Genomic DNA, 23,459 nt, shown 5'->3' on the forward strand with positions numbered 1-23,459 from the left:
AACCTTCTGCCACCTTTCGCGGGGGGGCGGAATCGTTAGGGGTTTTCCACGAATCCGGCGCGCATGCTCGAAGAGCGCCCCCCAGCCGGATCGTGCCGCGGGTTGGAATGGCAACAGGCCTATCAACGCTGATTTCTCTCCATTACGCTTTGGCAAGCACAAAGAGAATCATCCATTGCGCCGAGCTCCTCTACGGAAGCATGACATCACGACAAAATCGTTGGTCGCCGGGGACGCATCGCGTTGTGCAACGTGCCGACTCCGATTTTTCGCAATTCAATCTATTCGGGGCACCTTCTGACTTGATATTTCATTTCGACGATTCAATGAGTCTAACCACCATCGCCATTGCCGACGACCATCCAGTCGTGATCGAAATGCTGAAGCGCCTGCCGCAATGGGAACCGGATTTCCTCATCTCGCATTGCTGCAATAGCGGGGCGGGGCTGATCGACGCATTGACGCGCTCCCCGGTCGATCTCGTCGTCGTCGACTATTCGATGAATCGGGGTGACAAACCGATCGACGGCCTGAGGCTGCTGCGCAAGCTGCGCGACGTCGCACCGAGCACTCAATGCATCATGCTGACCGCGCAAAAGAATCCGAGCGTCGCCGCCGCCGCGCTGCGACTGGGCGTGAAGGCCATCGTCAGCAAGGACGACCAGATCGACGAGATCGTCCGCGCATGCCGACACGTGCGCGCCGGCCGCACGCGGTACTTTTCGCCCACGATCCGCGCGATCGTCGAACGTGCCGGCGCGAGTGGCCGCGACGCCCCCCCGCCGCTGACCCAGAGGGAGCTTGACGTCGTGCGCCTGTTCGCATTGGGTCATCCGCTTGCAAGCATTGCAATACGGCTCGGCCGCTCGGTCAGTACCGTGTCGACGCAAAAGCAGACGGCAATGCAAAAGCTGCAGGCCGATACGAATATCGACCTGATCCGCTACGCGTACGAAAGTGGGCTGGTCTGACACGTGAGATACGTTGCCGGGTGGTCGCCGCCTTTACCAGGCCTTCGGCGCCGGCTCATTGAAGTCGAACAGCTTGTCCATGATGTCGTTGAAGACCCTGGTCGTTTGCGCCATGTCGTTCACGAGACCATAAAGCGCACCGCCGATGATCCCCAGGGCACCGCCGACCAGCACGCCCACACCGGCGGCGGCGATGCCGGCGCCGAGGATGCCGCCCGAGCTGCCGCCCGTCGCCGCGCCTTTCCAGGCACCCGAGATCGAGCCGCCGACGGCGCCCAGCACCGACGCGCCGCACCGGCTGACGAAACTGCCACCGCTGACTTCGTCGAGTTCCATCATGGTCAATTCACGCATTTTCACTTCTCCTTGAGGTTGCGTATCGCCGATCGTGACAGGCCGGATCGGCATCGGCCTTCCCGCTGCGCCGTCAGGCCGCCGCAGGCGTAGAAATCGCACCGCCGTCGAATTCCCGCACGCGCCCCTGTGCGAGTGCGATGACCCTGTCCGCGCTGCGGATCGTCTCCGGGCGGTGAGCGATGATGATTCGCGTGACGTTCATCGCGCGCACGGCATCGTTGATCAGATGCTCGCGCTGCACGTCGAGATGGCTCGTCGCCTCGTCGAGCACAAGAATCGACGGTTGGCGGTAGAACGCCCGCGCGAGCAGAACCCGCTGGCGCTGCCCGCCCGACAACGACGAGCCCATGTCGCCGACGAGGCTCTGGTAGCCCATCGGCATCGCAACGATGTCGTCGTGGATCTGCGCGCGCCGCGCGGCGGCGTCGACACGCGCCTGGTCGGGTTGCGGATCGAAAAAGCAGATGTTGTCGGCGATCGATCCGGCGAACAGGATGTCGTCCTGCATCACGCAGCCGATCAGCCCTCGATATTGATGCAGCCCGAGCTTGCGGATATCGACGCCGTCGACATACACGCCGCCATGCTCCGGCGACAGCAGCCCGAGCAGCACTTTCGCCATCGTCGTCTTGCCCTGGCCCGACGGGCCGACCAGCGCGATCGATTCGCCGGGCGCGATCGAGAACGAACAGTCTTCGAATATCCAGGGCTCGGTCTCCGCGTAGCGGAAGCTCACGCCGCGCACGTCGATCGCAGGCGCGGCCGTACTGTCGGCGGACATCGGTGCGCGCGCGACCTTCGCGTCCACATCGGATTCGACGTCGGTCAATACGATGTCGGCAAGACGCTCGCCATGCAGGCGCAGCATGCGGAAATCGATCGCCGTGCCGATCAGGCCGGCACCGCGCGCCATGAACTGATCGGCGAAGCTGACGAATGCGACCAGCATCCCGGCTGAAAACTGCCCGTCGAGCACCTGTTTCGCCGCGAGCCAGACGAGCACGACCCTGCCGGCACCGGAGATCGCGCCCTGCAATGTCGAAAAGACGATCGACAGCCGCTGGATCGCGACGTGCTTGTTGGTCGTCTCGACGACGGCGTTCGCATAGGTCGCGACGCGCGCTTCCTGCTGGTTCGCCAGCTTGATCGCCTGCACGCCGCGAATCGATTCGAGCAGGTTCGACTGCGCGCGCGCCGCATACACGATCTGTTCCTCGTTCGCCTGCCGGAACGGCCGGTACGCGACCCAGCGAATCGCGCCATACGCGGCGAACAGACCGAGCACAAGCCACGTAAGCGGGGGGCTGTAGACGAACAGCATCGCGAGCGTCGCGATCGCCATCGCGCCGTCGAGCAGCGCGCCGACGAACTGCGTGGTCAGCGTGCTCTGGATCGTATTGATCGCGCCGAATCGCGACACCACGTCGCCGATGTGCCGCTGCTCGAAGTACGCCATCGGCAGCCTGAGCAGGCGGGCGCATACGTTCGCCGTCCACTGCACGCCCAGCAGGCTCGAAAACCAGGTCACCACCCACGAACGCAGTGCCGACACTGCGTTCTGGAACAGCACGACGAGCAGGAAGCCGATGCCGAGCAACGTCAGCAGGTCGGCATCGGCCGACACCAGCACCTGGTCCATCACCCATTGCATGTAGAGCGGCGTGACGATGCCGAACACTTCGAGCGCCGCCGACAGCAGCAGTACCTGCGCGAACGCCGCCCGGACGCCCGTCACGCCGCCGACCAGCTTCGCCATCGAGATCGCCTCGCGCGCCTGCGCGCGCTCGAACGACGGCGACGGCATCAGCTCAAGCGCGACGCCCGTGAAATGCCGGGACACTTCGGCAAGCGGCACGTCGCGACACCCGCGCGCCGGATCGTGAATCGTGATCTTGCCGCGCGACACTGATTTCAGTACGACGAAATGATTCATGTCCCAATGCAGGATGCACGGACGACGCAATTTGCCGAGTTCGTCGAGGTCGAGTCGCAGCGCACGCGATGCGAGGCCGAGCCGGTACGCGATCAGCATCACGTCGTTCAGCGTCGCCCCCTTCAACGACGGGCTGAAGCGCCGGCGCAGGCTGACGAGGTCGAGATCGTGGCCGTGATAGCTGGCGATCATGCCGACGCACGCGAGCCCGCACTCGGCCGCCTGCGTCTGCAGGATCACCGGCAGGCGGCGGCGCCAGCCGAATTGCAACGCATCGATCCATTTCATGATTCACATGGCTCCGTAACGAATGCGTTCGTCGCGCGCATCATGTCGACGCGCGGCGACCGAGCGCGTACAGCGGTTCGAGCACCCATTCGATCAGCCTGCGCCGGTCGATCAGTACGTCGGCCTCGAGCGCCGTGCCGGGGCGCAGCGCCTCGTGCCTGCCATACGCGACGATGTCCTGGCGATCGAGTGCGACGACGACCCGGTAGAGCTGCTCCGGCACGTTGGTGCGCCCGGTCAGGTTCGCGACTTCCTGTGGCGACAGCGCGGTACGCGACACCTCGGTCACGCGCCCGAACTGCTGGCCGAATTTCTGGAACGGATAAGCCTCGTAGCGCAGCACGACGCGCGCGCCGGGCCGCACGAAGCCGATCGCGCGGCTCGGCACCATCAGCTGTGCTTCGAGCCGCTCGCCTTGCGGCAACAGCGAGACTGCCGACTGGCCCGCGCTGACGAGCTGCCCGGGCTTCGCGAGCAGCGCCGCCACGACGCCCGCCTGCGGCGCACGCAGGATCACTGCGCGACGCGCCTCGTTTTCGGCGAGCGACTGGTCGATGTCCGCGAGCTTGCGTTCGATCTCGTTTCGACGGTTCCGGTCGTTGAGCGGCAGTTCGCGCAGTTGCTGGCGGGCTTGCTCGAGCTGCTGCCCGACATCGAGCCGCTGGCGGGCAAGATCCCGCAACCGCGCTTGCGCGTCGAGCAGCACGCCTTCCTGCTGCTCGACCTGGCTGTTCGATACATAGCCCTGTTCGCGCATCGACTGCAGCTTGTCGAGCTGCCGTTGCGCAAGCTCGGCCTGCCGCGTCCGCTGTGTGGACTGCAACACGATCTGTGCAAGCTGGTCCTGCAAGGCCGCCTCGCGTGCCCGCAGGCCGCGCCGGGCCTCGCCATTCAATTGCGACTGGCTCGCGAGATCGGTTTCCAGGTGCGAACGCTGAAACTTGAGTTGCCGCGCGACCGTCTCGCGTGTGCCGCCGAGCTCGGTGGCCACTTCGGCGGAGATCGCGAGCAGTTCCGCGCCCGCCACAACCGGCTGCCCTTCACGCACGCGCATGCCGATCACGGTGCCCGTCAGCGGCGGCGCCACCGTCAGCAGCCCTTTCTCCGGTAAGAGCTGGCCGGCGACACGCTCGCGCTTCGTATAAGTGCCGAATACGAAGAGCGCGACGACCGCGAGCGCCAGCGCGGTCGAGACTCCGATCGTCAGCCAGCGGTACGGCGGAGAATAAAGGCTGACGGTGCCCATCAGCTTGTGCTTGGTCGCGTCGAGCGCTTCCGGGCGGAACAGGGAATCGGTCATAAGCGGCGCTCCACGGCATTCGCCGGGCGGGTGCGTGAGGCCGCCGCGCGGTCGCCACCGCGGCAGACAATGCCGGCCACGTCATCGTCGCCGAGCGTGCCGAGCGCAGCGGACAGTTGCAGCCGTGCGCGCAGGTAACGGTAGCGTGCGTCGGCGAGATCGCGGATCGCTTCGAAATAGCGTTGCTGCGCATTCAGCTCGTCGATCTGCGTGCGCAGCCCGACTTCGCGCCCGAGACGCGTCGACTTCACTTTGCTGCCGGCCGACGCGAGCGCACGTTCCCGTGCGCGAATCAGTGCGAGGCCGTTGGTGATGCCGAGATAGGCGGCACGGGCGCGCTCGCGCGCCTTGCGGCGCGCATCCTCGAGCGCGTCGCGCGCCTGGTCGCGCCGCCGATAGGCTTCGCGGCTCGCCGATAGCGGGCCGCCGCCGGCGAACAGCGGGATCGTGACCGTCACGCCGATCATCGACGAACGCGTTTTCGACGTCGTGCCGAACACCGTGTCGAGCCCGTTCTCGTTGGCGCCGCGGCTCCAGTTCGTGCCGTAGCTCGCCTGCAGATTCACGACCGGCAGGTGTGCGCCCGCCGCGGCGACGATGTCGGCCTGCGACTGGTCCAGCTGCTTGCCGGCGATCAGCACGTCGACGTTGTCGCGGGCTGCGTCGTCCATCGCGGCCACGAGATCGGACGATGCAGCCTGCTGTGCGCATGACCACGCGATTGGCTCAAGCTCGGCGTCACTCAGGCCGGTCAGCCGCTGCAGTGTACCGTTCGCGACCGCCAGGTCCGTTTGCGCGCCAACCGTACGCGCGCGAGCTTCGTCGAGATTCGCACGCGCCTCGTCGACGTCAGTCCGTGTGCCGTCGCCGATCCGCAGCGCAGCCAGCGACTGGTCGAACTGCGCGTGGAACGCCTGCTGCGCGGCTTCGGCGGCTTGCAACACCTCGCGCCCGTACAGAACGTCGAAATAGGCGTTGGCAACCTCGTTGATTAGTGTTTGCCAGGCCTTTTCGTACTCGATGTCGGCCTGGTCGGCCTGTGTGCCGCCACGCTGGAAATCGGCGAAGCGAGACACATCGAAGAGCGGCTGGGTAACGATTGCTGAGGCACTGTGACGGCGGACCGCTGCCGCGTACGCCACGGTGGGTTGATCTTGCTTCGTGTAGTGACCGTTGAGCTCCACGCGCGGCAGCAGGCCGGCGAGACCTTGCCAGCGTTTCTCGCGGCCGGAGAGCCGAGCGTTGCGCGCCGCGCCGATACTCGCATCGAAGTGCTGCGCCGCGTTCACCGCGTCAAGCAGGTTGGCCGCGCGCGCCGGCCATGTCACATCGAGCCATCCGAGGAAGGCCACCAGAAGGAAGAGTCGTGTCGAAATCATCTGTCTGTATGTGCCGCTGCCTAACGGTCGCAAGAGCCACGGCGAAGTAGCACCGTAAAGCAGAAGATTGTTCAGTCAGATAAGACGACAAGATATCGTCGTTTGTCCAATTTCAGGTCGTTGCAGATACCGTCGACTCGCAATCGACGTTGATATTGCGACTCCGAACGCCGTGACTTGCTCGCCGATGCGGATTTCGGTGTGTGCCGAATGACCGTGCACATGTGATTTTCGGGGCCGACAAGGTAAGTACACGGCAGCGACCACGCGATGCTCGATACGCTCATGCCGGCAATCGAAAGCGGATACGCAATCAGTAGGATCCAATGCGTGACAGTCTGCAACGATTCATGCGCGCTTTTCCATCCGTCGACAAACATCGCATATTAATTAGTGACGCATCATATTCACCATATCGACAATCGCATCACCATTCATGCAGCCGGCACAGCCAATGATCATGCTGCGTGCTCGAGACAATTCGCGATTTTCCCCGCGCAGCAGATCACCTAGCATTTTGATATTGCGTCGCATTGAGTAATTCAGATCGATTGACAACGGGCAAGCAATGCAACACATTCCGGAATCGGATGGATTTTGAAGTTGACATGTCAGTCGCAACTCAGCACATTCACCTGCATGTGCAATCAAAAAAGGGAGAAAAACCGTGCATAGGGTCACAACTTTCCGATCTTTCCCATTCAAAGATTACGCATCAATATTATTCGGATCATTATTTGAAATAATTTTTATCTCGCCGAATTTCGTGAAATTTATTGCAAATAATTTGCATCGAAGCGGCTGGCAATTCCGCCTCACGGGCAAGATAAAAAATAAAATCATCGGAATTTTGATGGTCATCCAAATGTCAATCCCAGTTTCGGTAAATTCAATGGAAATTCCAAAGGAGGAATTTAAAGATATTAACGTCTTTTCTCTGGGATTGGTGGGGTTTGTCGGGCACATCAGCCCGCAAGAAAAGATGTACAGAAAAATAAAACAAACCGCGGGGGCAAAATCATATTTCGTCAAGATATTGGAGTCCAAAGATGCAACCCTTGAATCAAAAATGTATGCCATGTGCGGCTTGAGAGAAATCGACCATCGATCATTTATAAAATACAAAAATACATTCTCATCCTCACTCAAAGTATCAATCATGAAAGGAGATATCTTATCGAGAGAAAGTATTTCTGACGTTCTTTATCGAATTAATAAATTTGGATGCAACTGAGGAATATGACTTATGAAAATCATTTCCAAATCCGAGGCCGCAGAAATTTCTGGGGGACTTGATTTGTCCGGAGAAGAAGAGTCGAGCAACGTGATTGACTTGAGAGGCACGCAGAAGAACGGGTGGGTTGACGCGAATGGAACCTGCTGGGCCCCGGGCTCCTCATCGTCAACCATGTACCCCAATTTTGGTGAAGATGGCGACGGCTAATCAATCCCCAACACATCAATACACCGGATCAAGATAACGGGTCCGGTGTCTCATCAATCTAAAATTCCTTGCGTCATGATCCATTTCCCTATCAGCAAAGAAGAGTTTTTCCAGAATTTCTTTGAAAAAAGCCGGCACTATTTCGAGGCGCAGCTTCAGGGAAAAAATTTGATTGGCTTGATGTCGATGAGTCAATATATGCTAGTCAATCTAGCCCACTAAAAATCAAGATGCACTCCGGAAGCAGTTTTCTCGAACCCGAGAATTACGAATGGAAGTGCCTTGAAGTTGGCGTTCTAAAAAGTCAGCTTAACTCTACCGAGATTCATCGCCAGCTAGACAATGGATCCACACTGGTTTTCAATAGAATTGAATCGCTATCGCTTAAAATCAGAAAACTATGCCAACATATTTCTGATTTTTTGGCGATGACAGTCGTGGCAAATGGCTATCTCTCATTCGGGAGAAGGGGATCTTTTGGCGACCATTGGGATACTCACGATGTTTTTGCTGTGCAATTAATAGGAAGAAAAAAATGGAAAATCTACAACCCGACATTCAAGCTACCAATTGAAGGACAAACGAGCAAGGATCAAAAACACCTTCGCCCGATTCGCCCAGAACTGGACTTCATCCTGGAAGAAGGGGATATCGTATACATTCCTCGTGGATGGTGGCACTCAGCAACCGCCCTTGATGAACCAACGTTCCATATTGCTGCCGGCATCCATACGAATAAATACTTGGATTACATCGACTGGATAACCAAAAGAAAACTAAAGAACAGGGATTTTTTGCGAACCTCGCTACCCTTCCATGACATAAAAGATCTCAACATTGAACAGATGATTGAGGATATAAATCAGGAAATCAGGAGCCCCCAAAATTTCCTTGAATATATCGAAGACGTGAATTCGGAGACTGTCTCGGCAAGCGACATAGGAATAACAGAATATGTAAAGAAATTCTCCAATAAAAAATAATCTAATGTCGATTTCGACCCGAAAATCATCAAAACCTGAACTGCAAGATCTACGGTTGCAGTGTTTTATCCGCGAAAGGAACCATCGATGTAGATGATGCCACTCAAGTAAAGGCTGCAGACACGATTCTCGCAACGCTGCTTAGTCTACCGGCCTCTCAACACAAGATGACCTTCAGGACAGGCAGCGGAAGCAGCTGACGTCTATTCCGTCGACGCACCACAAGCATTACTGGCCGGAAAAATCGCGCCGAGATCATCTGCCTGTAAGCGCCACTGTCTGACGGTCGGTCGCGCGAACCGTGGCCATGATGCATCGCGAAAGCGTCAAATGTGAGGTGGCGAATTGCAATGACAGATTGTTCCGATAACGGCATGATTCACATAGTTCTGTACTCGCTTCGGCGTTTCTGACTTGGGTCTTCGCATACATGGATGAAGAAACCTTGAATCCAGCCTAAATCCTGACGAATTGGCCAAGGCGGCGACCCGACCTGAATGAATGATCCGCACATCACCGCCATCCTCCCAAAACCCGCCCCATCGCATCCAGCCCCATGTCGAACAGATGCGACACGAACGGCACGAGGTTCGGGATCATCAGTTGCACGAGCAACAGCCCGACCAGCATCGTGACCGGAAAGCCGATCTGGAAGATGCCGATCTGCGGCGCCGCGCGGTTCAGGATCCCGAGCGCGAGGTTCGCGATCAGCAGCGCCGCGACGACCGGCAGCGCGAGCAGCAGCCCCATCTCGAACACGGTCGCGCCGAACGCGGCCAGCGTGCGCCAGCCGGGCGCGTGAAGCAGGTCGGCCGACACCGGCAGCGTCTGGAACGACGCTGCCAGCGCCGCGAACACCTGCAGGTGGCCGTCCACCGCGAGAAACGCGAGCATCGCGATCGCATTCAGGAAGCGGCCCATCGCCGGCGTCGCGCCGTTCGAATGCGGGTCGAAGAAGGTCGCGAAACCGAGCCCCATCGACAGGCCGATGAAGTCGCCGGCCGCCTCGACGGCCGCGAACACGATCTGCATCGTGAAGCCCATCGCGACGCCGATCAGGAACTGCGTGACGACGATCCAGATGCCCTGCGCGGAGAACACCGTGACGCCCGGCATCGCGCCGAGCGTCGGCGCGACGACCAGCGCCAGGAACGCGGCGATGCCGATCTTCACGCGCACCGGCACGGCCGCATGGCCGACCACGGGTGCCGTCGCGACGAGCGCGAGCATCCGCACGAACGGCCACAGGAAGGCCGTCAGCCAGCCGTTGAGCTGCGCGTAGGTAACCGAGAACATCGGCGGGGAACGAAAGCCGGACGCGCCGCTCAGCCGGCGCCGAGCGTCGCGACGTGCAGCAGCGTCTGCCGCAGGTAGTCGAGCATCGTCGTCAGCATCCACGGGCCGGCGATCACGAGCGTCGCGGCCACCGCGAGCAGCTTCGGGATGAACGACAGCGTCGATTCGTTGATCTGCGTCGCGGCCTGGAACAGGCTCACGACGAGGCCGACCGCGAGCGCGACCAGCAGCAGCGGGGCGGCCAGCAGCAGGCCGACCATCATCGCCTGGTGCGCCAGCGTCATCACCTGTTCGGGTGTCATCGTGCGCGTCCTCCGCTTACGTGAAGCTCTGCGCGAGCGAGCCGATCAGCAGCTGCCAGCCGTCGACCAGCACGAACAGCATCAGCTTGAACGGCAGCGACACGGTGGACGGCGACACCATCATCATCCCCATCGACATCAGCACGCTCGCGACGACCATGTCGATGATCAGGAACGGGATGAAGATCGTGAAGCCGATCTGGAAGCCGGTCTTCAGCTCGCTCGTGACGAACGCGGGCACCAGCAGCGACAGCGGCACGTCTTCCGGGCCCTGCATCGGCGCGGCCTTCGAGATCTTCGCGAACAGCGCGAGATCGGTCTCGCGGGTCTGCTTCAGCATGAAGGTCTTGAACGGCGCGACGCCGCGCTGCACGGCCTGCTCCATCGGCATCGAGCCGTCGGAAAACGGCTTGTAGCCGTCGGCGTACGCGCGGTCGAGCACCGGCGACATCACGAAGAAGGTGAGGAACATCGCGAGGCCGACCAGCACCTGGTTCGGCGGCGTCGTCGCGGTGCCGAGCGCCTGGCGCAGCAGCGACAGCACGATGATGATGCGCGTGAAGCTCGTCATCATCAGCAGCATCGCCGGCAGGAACGACAGCATCGTGAGCAGCAGCATCGTCTGCACGCTCAGCGAATAGGTGGTGCCGCCGTTCGGGCCCGGGCTCGTGTTGAACGCGGGCAGGCCGGCCGCCTGCGCGCACGCGAGCGCCGGGGCGGCGCAGAGGATCAGCACGGGCGCGAAGCGCGCCGCGCGACGCAGGAATTCGTGTTTCATCGGAATGCGAGTACGGAAAGAGGGCGCGACGCCATGTCAGCGGTCCTTGCCGCGTCCGAAGCGCTTCGCGGCTTCGCCCGCGAGCGCGTCGCGAAACCGCGCGCCGAACGTGCCGGGCTGGCCGCCGCCGGATGCGGTGCCGCCGGCAGGTGCCTCGACCGTCGCGGTGGCCGCCGCCGAGCCGGCCGGCAGCGTATGCAGCAGCCGCACGTTGCCCGGCGCGACGCCGAGCACGAGCCAGGTGTCGCCGATCTCGACGATCGTCGCGCTTTCCTTCGCGCCGAGCGCGACGCTCGACACGACCTTCAGCGGGCCGCCGCGCCGCGCGGGCTGGAACCCGAAGCGGCGCGCGAGCCACGCGCAGCCGAACACGAGGCCGATCACGACCGCGAGCCCGACGAGCGTCTGCAGCACCGCGCCGACGCCGAGCGACGGCACGGCCGAGCCGACCGTCACGCTCGATGCGATGGCGCCGGCGTTGTTCACCGCGTTCATGTCGGCGGCGCCGGCCGGCGCGCACGCAAGCGACGCGGCAACGGCAGCCGCCGCCGCGATCGCGAACAGGCGCGCGCGGCGGCCGGACGTCACGACTTTCATCGATTCAGCTTCCGGATCCGTTCGGCCGGCGTGATGATGTCGGTCAGCCGGATGCCGAACTTGTCGTTGACCACCACGACCTCGCCCTGCGCGATCAGGCAGCCGTTCACGAGCACGTCCATCGGCTCGCCGGCGAGGCCGTCGAGCTCGACGACCGACCCCTGCGCGAGCTGCAGCAGGTTGCGGATCGCGATCTTGGTGCGGCCGAGCTCCACGGTCATCTTGACCGGGATGTCGAGAATCATCTCGATGTCGTTGTGCGTCGAGCTGGCCGCGGCCTTCGACAGCGGCTGGAACACGCCGGCGCCGGTCGCGCCCGCCTGCACCGGCTGCTGGTTCTGCTCGGCGAGCGCGGCAGCCCAGTCGTCAATGCCCGAATCCTCTTCCGCGGCGGCGGGTGCTGCCTGCACGGCCGCGGCCGATTCCGCGAGGGCCGCGTCGGCGAGTGCCTGCGGGTCGAGTTCGGTCGTCGGGTTCAGCTCACTCATATCCACCTTCCTTCATCGTGTCGCCCGCGCTGATCATCTTCTGTACGCGCAACGCATATTGACCATTGAAAATGCCGTAGCCGCACTCCATCACCGGCACGCCGTCGACCTTCGCGGTGATCGTGTCCGCGATCTCCAGCGGCAGCACGTCGCCCGCGCGCAGGTTCAGGATCTTCTCGAACGTCGACGGGATCTCGGCGAGATCAGCGCTCAGCTCGACCTCGGCCGACTGCACCTGCTGCGACAGCACGCGCACCCAGCGGCGGTCGACTTCGAGCGCCTCGCCCTGGATCGGCGACGCGAGCACGTCGCGGATCGGCTCGACCATCGAGTACGGCATGCAGATATGCAGCGTGCCGCCCGTCGGTCCGAACTCGATCGAGAACTGCGTGACGATCACGATCTCGTTCGGCGTCGCGACGTTCGCGAACTGCGTGTGCATCTCCGAGCGCACGAATTCGAACTGCAGCGGCCGCACGCTCTTCCACGCGGTCGTGTAGTGCTCGAACACGAGGTTCAGCAGCTTGCCGATGATCCGCTGCTCGGTGGCCGTGAAGTCGCGGCCCTCGACGCGCGTGTGGAAACGCCCGTCGCCGCCGAACAGGTTGTCGACGACGAAGAACACGAGGTTCGGGTCGAACACGAACAGCGACGTGCCGCGCAGCGGCTTCACGTGCACCAGGTTCAGGTTCGTCGGGATCGGCAGGTTGCGGGTGAACTCGCTGTACTTCTGCACCTTCACCTGGCTCACGGAGATTTCCGCCGTGCGCCGCATGAAGTTGAAGATGCCGATCCGCAAGAGGCGCGCGAAGCGGTCGTTGATGATCTCGAGGCCGGGCATCCGGCCGCGGACGATCCGCTCCTGCGTCGCGATGTTGTAGGGGCGGACGCCCGACGTATCGCGCTGCTCGTCGATTGCGTCGGTTTCGCCCGTGACGCCCTTGAGGAGGGCATCGACCTCCTCCTGGGACATGAACTCCTGGTGGCCCATGCGCGCTCCTTTTCCGGCCGCGTTACTGGACGACGAATTCGGTGAACAGCACGTCGTCGACCTTCGCGCGCTGGTTGCCCGGCTGCGTCGGCTGTTCGATCAGCTCGCGCAGCTCCTTCGCGAGCGAACGCTTGCCGTCCGGCGTCGCGAGATCCTCGGGATGCTTGTTCGACAGCGCGAGCAGGATCCGGCTGCGGGTCTCCGGCATGCGCGCGGTCAGCTGCTCCTGTGCCTTCGGGTCGGTGAGCTTCAGCGACAGGCCGACGCGCAGGTAGTGCTGCACGCCGTCGTCCGACTGCAGGTTGACGGTCAGCGGGTCGAGCGGGAAGAACACCGGGGCTGCCAGCGGCGCCGGTTCGGCGGGCGCGCTCGCATGGCCGACGCCGGTCTTGCTCAGGAACACGTACATGCCGCCCGCGGCGGCGGCCGCTGCGCCCAGCGCGATGACGGCGATGAGCGCGATGCGCTTGAACTTGCCGGACGAGGCCGGCTTGTCGGCAGTCGGGTTTGCGGTCGTGGAGGCCATGTGAATGCGTGCGTGATGTCTCGTAGCATGCATTGTTCGGCATCCGGGCCGAGCCCGATGGGCGGAAAAGAGGGGGGAATTGCGGCTATCTCAGCCGATTGTCGGCAGGGTGTCGGCTCGATGCAGGGTACGAGCGGCGGGAAAACGGCGTCTGCGAGCGGTGAGGCAGGCGACCGGCGGGCATCCGGGCCTTCAGGCGGGAAGGGCGGGCGGCGGCACCCGCCCGGCATCGTCAGATCGGCAGCAGCGACAGCAGCGGCGCGATCAGCACCATCGCCACGCCCGCGATCATCATCGTGAGGCTCGACACGACGCCTTCCTCGCTGCCGATCTCGCGCGCCTTCGCCGTGCCCACGCCGTGGGCGGCCGCGCCGAACAGCGCGCCGCGCGCGAGCCGCGTGCGCATCGGCACCAGCGCGAGCACGATCTCGCCGAGCAGCATCCCGCAGATGCCGGTCGCGATCACGAACAGCGCGGTGAGATCCTTCGGCGCATGGATCTTGTCGGAAACGGCGAGCGCGAACGGGGTCGACACCGAGCGCGTCATCAGCGAGCGCTGCAGCTCGGGCGACAGGTGCAGCAGCTTCGCGAGCAGCAGCGATCCGCACACGCCGGCACCGATCCCGACCGCGACGCCGACCGACAGCGACAGCCAGTGGCGGCGGATCAGGTCGCGATACTCGTAGATCGGCACCGCGAACGCGATCGTCGCCGGGCCGAGCAGCCACATCAGCCAGCGCGTGTCGCGGAAGTAGACCGAATACGGGATGCCGGTCAGCACGACGAGCAGCGCCAGCACGCCCGGCACGAACACGAGCGGCGAGAACAGCAGCGTCTTCCTGTATGCGTAGAGCCGCTTCGACACGAAATACAGGACGACCGTCAGCACGAAGCAGCCGACGGAGATCGCGGTATTCACGCGGTCGGCGGACAGGTTCGACAGCAGCGCAAGCATCGCAGGCTCCGGCTCAGTGGGCCGACGCGGTCGCGAGGCGCGCACGGCGGCGCTCGGCGAACACGCGCTGCGCGGCGAGCCGGCGCTCGAGCTTCGCGGCGAGGTCGACCGCCACCGCCACCGCGACCATCACGAACGCGGTGCCGGCGAGCATGACCAGCGCGATGCGCCAGCCGTCCTCGCGGAACAGCCCGCCATACTGGACGGCCGCGACAGCGGCCGGCACGAAGAACAGCAGCATGTCGGACAGGAGCCAGTTCGCGCCGTCCTTCACCCACGCGGGCGCGACCCGGCCCGAGAACAGCAGCGCGAGCAGCACCGCGAGGCCGACGACGCCGGACGGCACCGGCAGCCCGACCGCGCGCACGGCCCAGTCGACCGCCATCCACAGCACGCCGAGCGCGGTGGCCTGCAGCACGATCCGGCCCGTACGCGCAACGTTGCCCGCAGCGGCGGGGCGGGCGGCGGCAGTGGCGGTCGGCTTGGTCATGGCGGGCTCCATACAGATGTTGCGTTGATGGTGTGAGTATAGGGTTTCCCCTAACCATAAATAAAATGACTTGTCTCTATCCTTGTCATTCCAATTCGGAATTCAGCTTGGTTCGTTGCACCAACTTGGGGAGTCATCGATGGAATTGCGCGCGCTGCGGTACTTCGTCGAGGTGGTCCGTCAGCAGAGCTTCACGGCGGCCGCCGACCGGTTGTTCGTCACGCAGCCGACCATCAGCAAGATGGTGAAGGCGCTCGAGGACGAGATCGGCTCGCCGCTGTTGCTGCGCGACGGCCGGCAGATGGTGCTGACCGACGCGGGGCGGATCGTGTTCCAGCGCGGCCAGGACGTGCTCGCCGCGCAGGCGCAGCTGCAGTCGGAGCTGAAGGATCTGGGCACGCTCGGGCGCGGCGAGCTGACGATCGGCATTCCGCCGCTCGGCGGATCGCTGTTCACGCCGATCATCGCCGCGTACAAGCAGCGTTATCCGAACATCGAGCTGAAGCTGTTCGAGCAGGGCGCGCGGATGATCGAGGCCGCGCTGATGTCGGGCGAGCTCGAGCTCGGCGGGCTGCTGGAGCCGGTCGATCCGGCCACGTTCGAGCGACTGCCGATGGTGCGCGCGCCGCTGTGGCTGGTCGCGCCGCGCGAGTCGCGCTGGGAGGATCACACGGCCGTGCCGCTCGCCGATCTGGCGCGCGAGTCGTTCGTGTTCTACGCGGAAAGCCTCGCGCTGCACGACGCGGTGCTCGACGCGTGCCGCCAGGCCGGCTTCACGCCGTCGATCGTGAGCCGCAGCGGTCATTGGGATTTCATGGCCGCGCTGGTGCACGCGGGGGTCGGCATCGCGCTGTTGCCGGAGCCGTACTGCCGGCGGCTCGATGCGCGGCAGTTCACGTGCCGACCGATCGTCGAGCCGGAGATCACCTGGGCGATCGCGCTCGGCTGGCTGAAGAAGGGTTACCTGTCGCACGCGGCGCGGGCGTGGCTCGACGTCGCGCGGGCGACGCTGCCGATCGCGTCGGGCGACGATCTGGCCTTCGGCGGGTTGCGGGCGCGGGAGTGAGGCGCGCGGCGCGGGCGGCGCAGCGATACGACGAACGGGCGGAGGCCGGCGCGGCCCGCCGCGCGTTCAATGCCCCATCGCCGGCCCCGCGCCTTTCCTCGGCTTCGTGATCCACACGAGCGCCGCGAGCGCGATGAACACGCCCGCCGACAGATGGAAGAAGTCGTTGGTCGCCATCATGAAGCCCTGCTGCGTGACGAGCTGGTTGAGCTGCGCGTTGGCCGTCTGCCCGACGATCCCGAGCTGCGCGAGCGCGCCCTGGTAGTCGGTCGTGCTCTGCGCGTAGATGCTCACCGATTCCGACAGCCGCGCGTGGTGATAGATCGCATCGTTCTCCCAGAACGTCGAGCTGGCCGCGGTGCCGATCGCGCCCGACAGCGTGCGCAGGAAGTTCGACAGCCCGGACGCGCTCGCGAGCCGCTCGTCGGAGATGCTCGACAGCGTGATCGTCGTCATCGGCACGAAGAAGCAGGCGACGCCGATCCCCTGCACGAGCCGCGGCAGGATCACGTGGTTGAACGGCACGTCGAGCGTGAACGTCGAATTCCAGACCGATACACCCGCGAACACGATGAACGCGAAGCTCGCGACCATCCGCAGGTCGAGCCGGTGCATGTTGCGCCCGATCAGCGGCGACAGCACCAGCGCGAGCAGCCCGACCGGCGCGGTCGCGAGGCCGGCCTTGCCGGCCGTGTAGCCCATCACCGTCTGCAGCCACAGCGGGAAGATCACGACCGAGCCGAAGAACGCCATGAAGCCGAACGAGATGATCAGCGCGCCGAGCGCGAAGTTGCGGTCCTTGAACAGCGACAGGTCGACCACCGGTTCCTTCTCGGTCGCCTCCCACACGAGCATGAACGCGAGCGACACGACCGCGATCAGCGCGAGCGCGACGATGAAGCTCGAGTTGAACCAGTCGCGGTCCTTGCCGAGGTCCAGCATCATCTGCAGGCACGATACGCCGATCACGAGCAGCGCGAGGCCGATCGCGTCGATCCGCTGCTTCGTCGTCTTCGTCTCGCGGCCGCGCAGCAGGAAGTATGCGCAGGCCGCCGAGAAGATGCCGATCGGCAGGTTGATGTAGAAGATCCACGGCCACGTGTAGTTGTCGCTGATCCAGCCGCCCAGCAACGGGCCGAAGATCGGCGCGACGATCACCGTCATCGCCCATAGCCCGAGCGCGAGCCCGCGCTTCGCGGGCGGATAGCTGCGCATCAGGATCGTCTGCGACAGCGGCACCATCGGCCCGGACACGAGGCCCTGCAGCAGCCGGAACGCGATCAGCGTCTCGAAGTTCTCCGCGAGGCCGCACAGCGCCGACGCGATCGTGAACGCGAGCACCGACAGCGTGAACAGGCGCACCTCGCCGACCCGCCGTGCGAGCCAGCCGGTCAGCGGCACCGCGATCGCGGACGCGACCGAATACGACGAGATCACCCACGTGCCTTCGCTCGTCGCGACGCCGAGGCTGCCCGAGATGGTCGGCACCGCGACGTTCGCGATCGACGTGTCGAGCACTTCCATGAAGGTGCCGAGCGCGAGCCCGACGGTGAGGAGCGCGAGCGCGCCGCCGGTGAGCGGCGCGGGCTGGGCGGCAGGTGGCGCGGCGGATGCCGTGGTGGCGGACATCGGAATCTCCTAGACGCGACGCGCGCAGCGCGCCGGCACAACACACGGGCGCACCCTATCGCGCGGCCCGGACGGGTGGAACGGGTGAGGGGAGAGATGGAGCACGTGCCTCGTCATCTTCTGCCCAGACAGAGAAATAAGCGAATACTTAACCTAGACATCGGGCCTCCCGCGCTCAGCAATCCGGTTCGTCGGGCTTCGGGCAGCCGGCGTCGCCGGGCCCGTTGGCGATGAACCGCTGCAGCAGGCCGGTGAGCAGCGCGAGTTCGTCGGCCGAGAAACCGGCGAGCTGCGCGTTCAACGCGGTCGCGATCAGCGACGGCAGCGCGCGGGCCGCGTCGGCGCCGCGCTCGGTCAGCGTCAGCTCGATCACGCGGCGGTCCTGTTCGCTGCGCGAGCGCGCGACCAGGCCCTTGCGCTCGAGGCGGTCGAGCATCCGGGTCATCGAACCGCTGTCGTACGACATCTTGCGCGACAGCTCGAACGGCGTGCGCGCATAACCGCGCGACAGCAGCAGGATCACGCCGATCTGCTGCGCGGTGAGGTCGTACGGCTCGAGTGCGCGGTCCATTCGCTCGACGAGCGCCTGCCGGGCCTTGGTCAGGTAATAACCGAGGCTCGTTTCCAGTGCGATGGTGTCGGGATCGTAGAGGCCGCCGTTCATGCGAATTGCGCGCGCAGCAACAGTGCGTTTCAGGTCAAAACGCGCCCAGTATCTTGAAAAATGATTGCTTAGTCAATATTATTTCAGGCAACCAGTTACGACGTGCATGCCGCACTGCCGGAGACGATGTTCTGACCGCTCAGCCCGCGCTGCCGGGCACCCGAGGATGTTCGCAATGCTGTTCCTGAAAAATGCCGCCGGCGCGCTGCGCCGCAACCTGACCGATACCGCTCATCATGTGTTCTCCGGGCCGCACCGCGGCTGGAAGATCGCGCTGTACGTGACGATGCTGGTGGTGCCGGGCGGGTCGCTCGCGGCGCTCGGGTTTGCCTGGTTCGATCACCGCCGGCAGCGCAACGCGAAGGGCGCCGCCCGCCGCACGAGCCGGCCGGCGGCCACGGAGCCGTCGACATGGCGGTCCGCCGCCGATCCCGTCCCGGTGCCCGCGCGCTGTCACTGACACCGCCGGCTCCCGTCATCCCGACCGAATGCCGGCCGCACCCCGCGGCCCGGCTTCGTCTGCGCCGCATTCGTCGCCTGCCTCGAGCGCAAGCGATCCGTAATGACCGGTAAACCGGCCGGCCGCGCCGGTAACACATTCGTGCCGCCGCGCACCGTACCCTTAGGGCTGCGCGGCTTTCCCGCCGTCAGTTACCATTTGTCCGCCAGCGGCACGACGACCGCATCGCGCGACGCCGCTCGCCGGCCGCAGCATCCCGACAGGAAAACCACCATGCCGTACGCTCCCCTCCCGCGCGCCCTTCGCCCGCTGAGCGCCGCCGTCGCCGTCGCGACGGCCGTGCTGCTCGCCGGCTGCGCCGTCGGGCCCGACTATCACCGGCCCGACACGTCGATCCCCGCCGCCTTCAAGGAAGCGCCGGCCGGCTGGAAAGTCGCGCAGCCCGCCGACCGCGCCGACCGCGGTCCGTGGTGGAGCGTCTACAACGACCCGCAGCTCGACGCGCTGGTCGGCAAGCTCAACGCATCGAACCAGACCATCGCGCAATCGGCCGCCGCGTACCGGCAGGCCCGCGCGCTCGTCGCCGAAGCGCGTGCCGCGTACTTCCCGACCGTCGGGCTGACCGCCTCGGGCTCGCGCTCCCGGACGGGGCGTACGTCGTCTTCGTCGAGCTTCGGCAGCAGTTCGTCGATCAGCAACAGCTACAGCGTCGGCCTCGACGCGAGCTGGGAACCCGACCTGTGGGGCAAGGTGAGTCGCACCGTCAGCGCGCAGCGCGCCGGCGAAGCGGCCGCCGCGGCCGATCTCGCGAACGCGCGGCTCTCGCAGCAGGCGCTGCTCGCGCAGACCTACTTCCAGCTGCGCACGTCCGACGCGCTGCAGAAGCTGCTCGACGACACCGTGAAGTCGTACGGCGAATCGCTGAAGCTCACGCAGAACCAGTACGCGCAGGGCGTCGCCGCGCGCGCGGACGTGATCCAGGCGCAGACGCAGTTGCAGAGCGCGCAGGCCGCGTCGATCGACAACGGCGTCGCGCGCGCGCAGTACGAGCATGCGATCGCGACACTGATCGGCGAACCGGCATCGACGTTCTCGCTGGCGCCGAACCCGCTCGCGGCGGAGCCGCCGATCACGCCGGTCGACGTGCCGTCCGCGCTGCTCGAGCGCCGGCCCGACATCGCGGCGGCCGAGCGCCGCGCGGCGGCCGCGAACGAGCAGATCGGCGTCGCGATCGCCGCGTTCTTCCCGACGCTCACCCTGTCGGCCACCGGCGGCTTCCAGAGCTCGGTGTGGTCGCAACTGTTCACGCTGCCCGCGCGGTTCTGGACGGTCGGCCCGCAGCTCGCGGCGACGCTGTTCGACGCCGGCCTGCGCGCCGCGCAAACGGATGCTGCGCGCGCGACCTACGACCAGGACGTCGCCGCGTACCGCCTCGCGGTGCTCACCGCGTTCCAGGACGTCGAGGACAACCTCGCGTCGCAGCGCATCCTCGCTCAGGAAGTCGACGTGCAGCGGCAGGCCGTCGACAGCGCCCAGCACGCGCTCGCGATCGTCACGAACCAGTACAAGGCCGGCACGGTCGCCTACCTGAACGTGCTGACCGCGCAGACCACCGCGTTCACCGCGCAGCAGAAGCTCGCGACGATCGCCGGCCAGCGAATGGTGTCGTCGGTCGGGCTCGTGAAGGCGCTCGGCGGCGGCTGGGATGCGTCGGACATCGCGCGCGAAACGGGTGACATGGCGGCACCGGCGCCGGCATCCGGTGCGGTGGCGCCGGCCGCGACCGCGCCGTCGGCCGCCGTGCCGCTCGCGCAGAAGTAAGACGGAAAGGAGAGGGTGGCGCGCGCGTCAGCGCGTCGCGTCGCCGAAGATCAGCGACACTTCGTTGTTGCCGATCGGATGGCCGAGCAGGTTCAGCAGCCCCGCGAGGTTCGCCTGCTGTTCGGGCGCCGCATGCGCGGTGCCGCGAAACGAACCCTGGCCGGGGCCGAAGCTGCCGTGTCCGTCGAGGAACAGCGGGCCCTGCGTCGTCGACAGGTCGAGATCGGCGCCCGAGCCCTTCGCCTGCAGCACTGCGCGATACGACCCGAGCGGCTTCACGCGCGACACGCGCGAACTCATCGAATCGATCGTCACCGTCAGCTGGCCGAACGCGCTGTTGCCGATCATCCGCCAGTCGGTCCAGCCGAGCCGCACGTCGCCCTGCAGGTCGAGCGTGTTGAACGGCGTGCCGAGCCCGGCAAGCAGCGACGCGGGCACGGCCATCGTGCCCGCCGACAGCACGGCGCCGCGCCACGTCGCGTCGAGCGTGACGGCGTCGGGCATCGCCTCGGTCTGCCGCATGCGCATCCGCACGCGCCCGGTCAGGAGCGGCCAGAAGCCCGTGGTCCATTCGACCCGCCCCGGCAGCAGCGTTGCCGCGCTCTGGTCCGCGCCCGGTGCGAGCATCAGCGTGCCCGACCCGTGCCACAGCGATCCGTCCGGATCGACGAGGTTCACGTGGCCGCCGCTCGCGCGCGCGAACTGCGGCGCGATCCACGCGGCCGGCGCGAGCGCGACGAGCGTCAGCGCCGTCGCGAACCCGCCCGCCACCACCCACGGCAATGCGGCGACGAGCCGCCTGATCCCTGGCCTCATCGGCCGACCGTCGCTGGTTTCATCCACTGCGTCATTTCTGCGTCGAGGGTTGCATCACGGCCGTCAGGTCGACCTGGCCGTCTTCCTTCAGTCCGGTCACGTGCGCTTCGCCGACCTGCACCTTGAACTGCCGGCGCGCGTCGTCGAGCCACTGCGTCCACACCGGAAACGAGGCGTTCTTCATCTGGATCTGCACACCGTTGCCGACGACCTGCACCTGCGCGCCCTGCAGCCCGTGATCGGACAGCGACGCGGCGAGCGCGTCCTTCAGCGCAAGACCGGTCGGCGCGACGCCTTGCGCGGCGGCCGTCAACGACTTCGCCTCGTTGGCCTGCGCGGTCATCTGCGCGAGTTCCTGGCGCATCGTCGGCAGCTCGCGCCGGATCCGCGCGCGGCCTTCCTCCGCGGGCGACCACAGCACCGAATACGCGATCGCGACGGCCAGCACGGCGCCGCCCCAGCCGAGCAGCGTCCGCTCGCGCGGCGTGCGCTCGCCCCAGAACTGGGCCAGCGTCTGGGTCAGTTGTTCCGTCTTCATGAGCGGCTCCGGATCGTCCATTTGCCGGTGCTGCTGTCGACTTCGCCGGCCAGCCCGTTGCGCGCGAGACGCTGCGGGAAATCGGGGTCGACCTTGACCTCCGGCTTGAAGCCGACGTCGAGCCGCCGGTCGTGATAATCGAGCGACGCGATACCGTTCAGCGGCAGCGCGCCCATCGAACGCGACAGCCCGCTCGACAGCGCGAGGAAATCGTTCGGCGACAGCTCGCCCGCCGCGAGGCGCAGCTGGTCGAGCTGTCGCTGCATCTGCGCGGGCGGATCGAGCACCGTCGTCGTCTTGGGGAAGGCCGACAGCAGCGTCTCGGTGATCTGCGCGGACAGCGCGTCGCGCTCGCGCGACAGCTTCCACCAGTGCAGGTTCATCCCGATCACCGCGACGCCGAGCGTGGCCGCGGCGAGTGCGATCGGCACGCGCAGGCGCTTCAGCGTCGCGCGGTCGAAGCGCCACGGCTGCGATTCGAATTCGAACTGGCACAGATCGAAGCGCTCGGTCAGCGCACGCCGCGCGAACGCATCGAACGGCAGCGGTTGCGCGCCCGGCAGCAGCGGGCCGTCGGCGCGTCCGACCGACGCGAGGCGCGGCTCCGCGCCCGGTTCGCCGAGTTCGTACAGTTCGACGTCGCCGCCGCCCGCGAGCGCGGCGAGCGTGCCGGCCGCGCGCGACGCAGGCGCCGCGAACCCTTCGCCGAGCGCGCCGCGCGCGACCGCGAACTCGAGACGCGGCGCACCGGCCGCGGCCGGCTGCGCGCCGGCTTCCACGAGCACCGGCTCGATCGCCGTCGTGAGGCCGAGCACCGCGGCGACCGCGGTCGGGCGCGCAGGCGGCTCGACCGCATCCGTGAGCGCGTCGGCTTGGGTGGCCTCACCGTCGGCATGCGCATCCGGTGCAGCTTCCGCCGCCGGCGCGCGCGGTGCGGGCAGGCAGCGCGTCGCGGGCACCGCGCTCAGGTGCCGGTGGCCGGCCGCGGTGAAGGCATCACAGATCGCGCGGAACCACGCGCGGTCGACGACGGCCAGCACGCGGCGGCCGTCGGGCAGCGCGACCGGATCGAGCGCGACATGGCAGCCGAGCGGATCCTGGATCAGCTGATCCTCGACGATGTTCGGCAGCGCCTGGCGCAGCTTCGGCCCCTTGAGCGGCGGCACGGTCGCGGCCAGCAGCAGCACGTCGCGCGCGGCGACGATCAGCACCGTCGCGTTCGCGCGCGGCAGCAGCGCGAGCGCGGCGCGGCCCGCGCGCTGCACCTGGCCGGCCTTGTCCACGAGCGTGAACGGCAGCTCGGGCCACTGCCATTCCTGCAACGGCACGGCCGGCTCGCGCGGCGGCAAAGAAACAATCAGCGTGCTCAAGAGCTCCTCTCCCGGAT

At 65.5% G+C, this 23,459-nt stretch carries 25 protein-coding genes; 7 read left to right on the plus strand and 18 right to left on the minus strand.

Going from position 1 to position 23,459, the window contains the following annotated elements; all coding sequences use genetic code 11:
• Window positions 1–245: 245 nt before the first annotated feature.
• The gene (locus DID99_RS21235) at window positions 246–971 is read left to right on the plus strand and encodes a response regulator transcription factor (protein WP_260428107.1); all 726 of its coding nucleotides are present in this window, start codon (window positions 246–248) and stop codon (window positions 969–971) included.
• Between the two features lie 33 nt (window positions 972–1,004).
• Here the strand turns inward: DID99_RS21235 and DID99_RS21240 are convergent, their stop codons facing one another.
• The 4 genes from DID99_RS21240 to DID99_RS21255 form a co-directional block, all read right to left on the minus strand.
• On the minus strand, window positions 1,005–1,325 hold the full coding sequence (locus tag DID99_RS21240; RefSeq protein WP_124571513.1) for a hypothetical protein: 321 nt from the start codon (window positions 1,323–1,325) through the stop codon (window positions 1,005–1,007).
• Window positions 1,326–1,398: 73 nt separating this feature from the next.
• The gene (locus DID99_RS21245; protein WP_124571512.1) at window positions 1,399–3,549 is read right to left on the minus strand and encodes a peptidase domain-containing ABC transporter; all 2,151 of its coding nucleotides are present in this window, start codon (window positions 3,547–3,549) and stop codon (window positions 1,399–1,401) included.
• A 40-nt stretch (window positions 3,550–3,589) separates the two neighbouring features.
• Window positions 3,590–4,849, minus strand: a complete 1,260-nt coding sequence (locus tag DID99_RS21250) for an HlyD family secretion protein (RefSeq protein WP_124571511.1) — start codon at window positions 4,847–4,849, stop codon at window positions 3,590–3,592.
• Complete coding sequence (locus DID99_RS21255) at window positions 4,846–6,228, minus strand: TolC family outer membrane protein (RefSeq protein WP_124667514.1); 1,383 nt, start codon at window positions 6,226–6,228, stop codon at window positions 4,846–4,848. The genes DID99_RS21250 and DID99_RS21255 overlap by 4 nt, the downstream gene beginning before the upstream one ends.
• Before the next feature lie 766 nt (window positions 6,229–6,994).
• Here DID99_RS21255 and mchS3 point away from each other — a divergent pair.
• The 3 genes from mchS3 to DID99_RS21270 all read left to right on the plus strand — a co-directional run bounded on the left by mchS3 (window position 6,995) and on the right by DID99_RS21270 (window position 8,655).
• A complete protein-coding gene (mchS3, locus tag DID99_RS21260) occupies window positions 6,995–7,462 on the plus strand; it encodes an MchS3 family protein (RefSeq protein WP_124667515.1) in 468 nt (155 codons plus the stop codon).
• A gap of 12 nt (window positions 7,463–7,474) precedes the next feature.
• Entirely contained in the window at window positions 7,475–7,672 is a 198-nt protein-coding gene (locus DID99_RS21265) for a hypothetical protein (RefSeq protein WP_124571508.1), read from the plus strand.
• Between the two features lie 230 nt (window positions 7,673–7,902).
• Window positions 7,903–8,655: a JmjC domain-containing protein gene (locus DID99_RS21270; protein ID WP_124667516.1), complete on the plus strand. Its 753-nt coding sequence runs from the start codon at window positions 7,903–7,905 to the stop codon at window positions 8,653–8,655.
• Window positions 8,656–9,168: 513 nt separating this feature from the next.
• Here DID99_RS21270 and fliR read toward each other — a convergent pair.
• From fliR to DID99_RS21315, 9 genes are all read right to left on the minus strand, one after another.
• On the minus strand, window positions 9,169–9,951 hold the full coding sequence (fliR, locus tag DID99_RS21275; RefSeq protein WP_124667517.1) for a flagellar biosynthetic protein FliR: 783 nt from the start codon (window positions 9,949–9,951) through the stop codon (window positions 9,169–9,171).
• 29 nt (window positions 9,952–9,980) lie between these two features.
• Entirely contained in the window at window positions 9,981–10,253 is a 273-nt protein-coding gene (gene fliQ / locus DID99_RS21280) for a flagellar biosynthesis protein FliQ (protein WP_006750427.1), read from the minus strand.
• A gap of 16 nt (window positions 10,254–10,269) precedes the next feature.
• On the minus strand, window positions 10,270–11,031 hold the full coding sequence (gene fliP / locus DID99_RS21285; RefSeq protein WP_124520430.1) for a flagellar type III secretion system pore protein FliP: 762 nt from the start codon (window positions 11,029–11,031) through the stop codon (window positions 10,270–10,272).
• Between the two features lie 36 nt (window positions 11,032–11,067).
• Complete coding sequence (fliO, locus tag DID99_RS21290) at window positions 11,068–11,628, minus strand: flagellar biosynthetic protein FliO (RefSeq protein WP_124486790.1); 561 nt, start codon at window positions 11,626–11,628, stop codon at window positions 11,068–11,070.
• Window positions 11,625–12,116, minus strand: a complete 492-nt coding sequence (gene fliN / locus DID99_RS21295; protein WP_124486791.1) for a flagellar motor switch protein FliN — start codon at window positions 12,114–12,116, stop codon at window positions 11,625–11,627. Before fliN ends, fliO begins: the two co-directional genes overlap by 4 nt.
• Window positions 12,109–13,107 (minus strand): flagellar motor switch protein FliM, encoded by a 999-nt coding sequence (gene fliM / locus DID99_RS21300; RefSeq protein ID WP_124486792.1) that lies wholly within the window; start codon window positions 13,105–13,107, stop codon window positions 12,109–12,111. The genes fliN and fliM overlap by 8 nt, the downstream gene beginning before the upstream one ends.
• A gap of 22 nt (window positions 13,108–13,129) precedes the next feature.
• Entirely contained in the window at window positions 13,130–13,666 is a 537-nt protein-coding gene (gene fliL / locus DID99_RS21305) for a flagellar basal body-associated protein FliL (RefSeq protein WP_124486793.1), read from the minus strand.
• A 199-nt stretch (window positions 13,667–13,865) separates the two neighbouring features.
• Window positions 13,866–14,588, minus strand: coding sequence for an LrgB family protein (locus DID99_RS21310; RefSeq protein ID WP_044845194.1), 723 nt, complete (start codon window positions 14,586–14,588; stop codon window positions 13,866–13,868).
• Between the two features lie 13 nt (window positions 14,589–14,601).
• Window positions 14,602–15,078 carry a CidA/LrgA family protein gene (locus DID99_RS21315; RefSeq protein ID WP_044845195.1) on the minus strand — a complete coding sequence of 159 codons (477 nt, stop codon included), beginning with the start codon at window positions 15,076–15,078 and terminating at the stop codon, window positions 14,602–14,604.
• A gap of 139 nt (window positions 15,079–15,217) precedes the next feature.
• Here DID99_RS21315 and DID99_RS21320 point away from each other — a divergent pair, with 139 nt between their 5' ends.
• On the plus strand, window positions 15,218–16,144 hold the full coding sequence (locus tag DID99_RS21320; RefSeq protein WP_044845196.1) for a LysR family transcriptional regulator: 927 nt from the start codon (window positions 15,218–15,220) through the stop codon (window positions 16,142–16,144).
• Between the two features lie 66 nt (window positions 16,145–16,210).
• On the opposite strand, the gene DID99_RS21325 is transcribed toward DID99_RS21320, so the two are convergent.
• Window positions 16,211–17,773 (minus strand): DHA2 family efflux MFS transporter permease subunit, encoded by a 1,563-nt coding sequence (locus tag DID99_RS21325; protein ID WP_124486794.1) that lies wholly within the window; start codon window positions 17,771–17,773, stop codon window positions 16,211–16,213.
• A 175-nt stretch (window positions 17,774–17,948) separates the two neighbouring features.
• The gene (locus DID99_RS21330) at window positions 17,949–18,437 is read right to left on the minus strand and encodes a MarR family winged helix-turn-helix transcriptional regulator (protein ID WP_124486795.1); all 489 of its coding nucleotides are present in this window, start codon (window positions 18,435–18,437) and stop codon (window positions 17,949–17,951) included.
• 175 nt (window positions 18,438–18,612) lie between these two features.
• Here DID99_RS21330 and DID99_RS21335 point away from each other — a divergent pair, with 175 nt between their 5' ends.
• Window positions 18,613–18,897: a multidrug ABC transporter ATPase gene (locus DID99_RS21335; RefSeq protein ID WP_082088525.1), complete on the plus strand. Its 285-nt coding sequence runs from the start codon at window positions 18,613–18,615 to the stop codon at window positions 18,895–18,897.
• A 273-nt stretch (window positions 18,898–19,170) separates the two neighbouring features.
• A complete protein-coding gene (locus tag DID99_RS21340; protein ID WP_124667518.1) occupies window positions 19,171–20,718 on the plus strand; it encodes an efflux transporter outer membrane subunit in 1,548 nt (515 codons plus the stop codon).
• A gap of 27 nt (window positions 20,719–20,745) precedes the next feature.
• On the opposite strand, the gene DID99_RS21345 is transcribed toward DID99_RS21340, so the two are convergent.
• The 3 genes from DID99_RS21345 to gspL are packed head-to-tail and all read right to left on the minus strand — an operon-like array spanning window position 20,746 to window position 23,442.
• Window positions 20,746–21,534 (minus strand): type II secretion system protein N, encoded by a 789-nt coding sequence (locus DID99_RS21345; protein WP_044845203.1) that lies wholly within the window; start codon window positions 21,532–21,534, stop codon window positions 20,746–20,748.
• Window positions 21,535–21,565: 31 nt separating this feature from the next.
• Window positions 21,566–22,072 carry a type II secretion system protein GspM gene (gene gspM, locus DID99_RS21350; protein WP_124667519.1) on the minus strand — a complete coding sequence of 169 codons (507 nt, stop codon included), beginning with the start codon at window positions 22,070–22,072 and terminating at the stop codon, window positions 21,566–21,568.
• Entirely contained in the window at window positions 22,069–23,442 is a 1,374-nt protein-coding gene (gspL, locus tag DID99_RS21355; protein ID WP_124486799.1) for a type II secretion system protein GspL, read from the minus strand. Before gspL ends, gspM begins: the two co-directional genes overlap by 4 nt.
• Window positions 23,443–23,459: the final 17 nt, after the last annotated feature.

This window comes from Burkholderia sp. Bp8986 (genome assembly GCF_003854225.1).
In the GTDB taxonomy this organism is placed as follows: domain Bacteria; phylum Pseudomonadota; class Gammaproteobacteria; order Burkholderiales; family Burkholderiaceae; genus Burkholderia.

Bases quoted from the DNA above. Each gene is read 5' to 3' on its own strand.
- DID99_RS21255 (WP_124667514.1), bottom strand. From the start codon at position 6,228: ATGATTTCGACACGACTCTTCCTTCTGGTGGCCTTCCTCGGATGGCTC.
- fliR (WP_124667517.1), bottom strand. From the start codon at position 9,951: ATGTTCTCGGTTACCTACGCGCAGCTCAACGGCTGGCTGACGGCCTTC.
- fliM (WP_124486792.1), bottom strand. From the start codon at position 13,107: ATGGGCCACCAGGAGTTCATGTCCCAGGAGGAGGTCGATGCCCTCCTC.
- DID99_RS21325 (WP_124486794.1), bottom strand. From the start codon at position 17,773: ATGTCCGCCACCACGGCATCCGCCGCGCCACCTGCCGCCCAGCCCGCG.
- DID99_RS21315 (WP_044845195.1), bottom strand. From the start codon at position 15,078: ATGACCAAGCCGACCGCCACTGCCGCCGCCCGCCCCGCCGCTGCGGGC.
- DID99_RS21320 (WP_044845196.1), top strand. From the start codon at position 15,218: ATGGAATTGCGCGCGCTGCGGTACTTCGTCGAGGTGGTCCGTCAGCAG.
- fliN (WP_124486791.1), bottom strand. From the start codon at position 12,116: ATGAGTGAGCTGAACCCGACGACCGAACTCGACCCGCAGGCACTCGCC.
- DID99_RS21240 (WP_124571513.1), bottom strand. From the start codon at position 1,325: ATGCGTGAATTGACCATGATGGAACTCGACGAAGTCAGCGGTGGCAGT.
- fliL (WP_124486793.1), bottom strand. From the start codon at position 13,666: ATGCATGCTACGAGACATCACGCACGCATTCACATGGCCTCCACGACC.
- DID99_RS21345 (WP_044845203.1), bottom strand. From the start codon at position 21,534: ATGAGGCCAGGGATCAGGCGGCTCGTCGCCGCATTGCCGTGGGTGGTG.
- DID99_RS21250 (WP_124571511.1), bottom strand. From the start codon at position 4,849: ATGACCGATTCCCTGTTCCGCCCGGAAGCGCTCGACGCGACCAAGCAC.
- DID99_RS21335 (WP_082088525.1), top strand. From the start codon at position 18,613: ATGCTGTTCCTGAAAAATGCCGCCGGCGCGCTGCGCCGCAACCTGACC.
- DID99_RS21245 (WP_124571512.1), bottom strand. From the start codon at position 3,549: ATGAAATGGATCGATGCGTTGCAATTCGGCTGGCGCCGCCGCCTGCCG.
- gspM (WP_124667519.1), bottom strand. From the start codon at position 22,072: ATGAAGACGGAACAACTGACCCAGACGCTGGCCCAGTTCTGGGGCGAG.
- DID99_RS21310 (WP_044845194.1), bottom strand. From the start codon at position 14,588: ATGCTTGCGCTGCTGTCGAACCTGTCCGCCGACCGCGTGAATACCGCG.
- DID99_RS21270 (WP_124667516.1), top strand. From the start codon at position 7,903: ATGCACTCCGGAAGCAGTTTTCTCGAACCCGAGAATTACGAATGGAAG.
- fliQ (WP_006750427.1), bottom strand. From the start codon at position 10,253: ATGACACCCGAACAGGTGATGACGCTGGCGCACCAGGCGATGATGGTC.
- DID99_RS21330 (WP_124486795.1), bottom strand. From the start codon at position 18,437: ATGAACGGCGGCCTCTACGATCCCGACACCATCGCACTGGAAACGAGC.
- fliO (WP_124486790.1), bottom strand. From the start codon at position 11,628: ATGAAAGTCGTGACGTCCGGCCGCCGCGCGCGCCTGTTCGCGATCGCG.
- DID99_RS21265 (WP_124571508.1), top strand. From the start codon at position 7,475: ATGAAAATCATTTCCAAATCCGAGGCCGCAGAAATTTCTGGGGGACTT.
- DID99_RS21340 (WP_124667518.1), top strand. From the start codon at position 19,171: ATGCCGTACGCTCCCCTCCCGCGCGCCCTTCGCCCGCTGAGCGCCGCC.
- fliP (WP_124520430.1), bottom strand. From the start codon at position 11,031: ATGAAACACGAATTCCTGCGTCGCGCGGCGCGCTTCGCGCCCGTGCTG.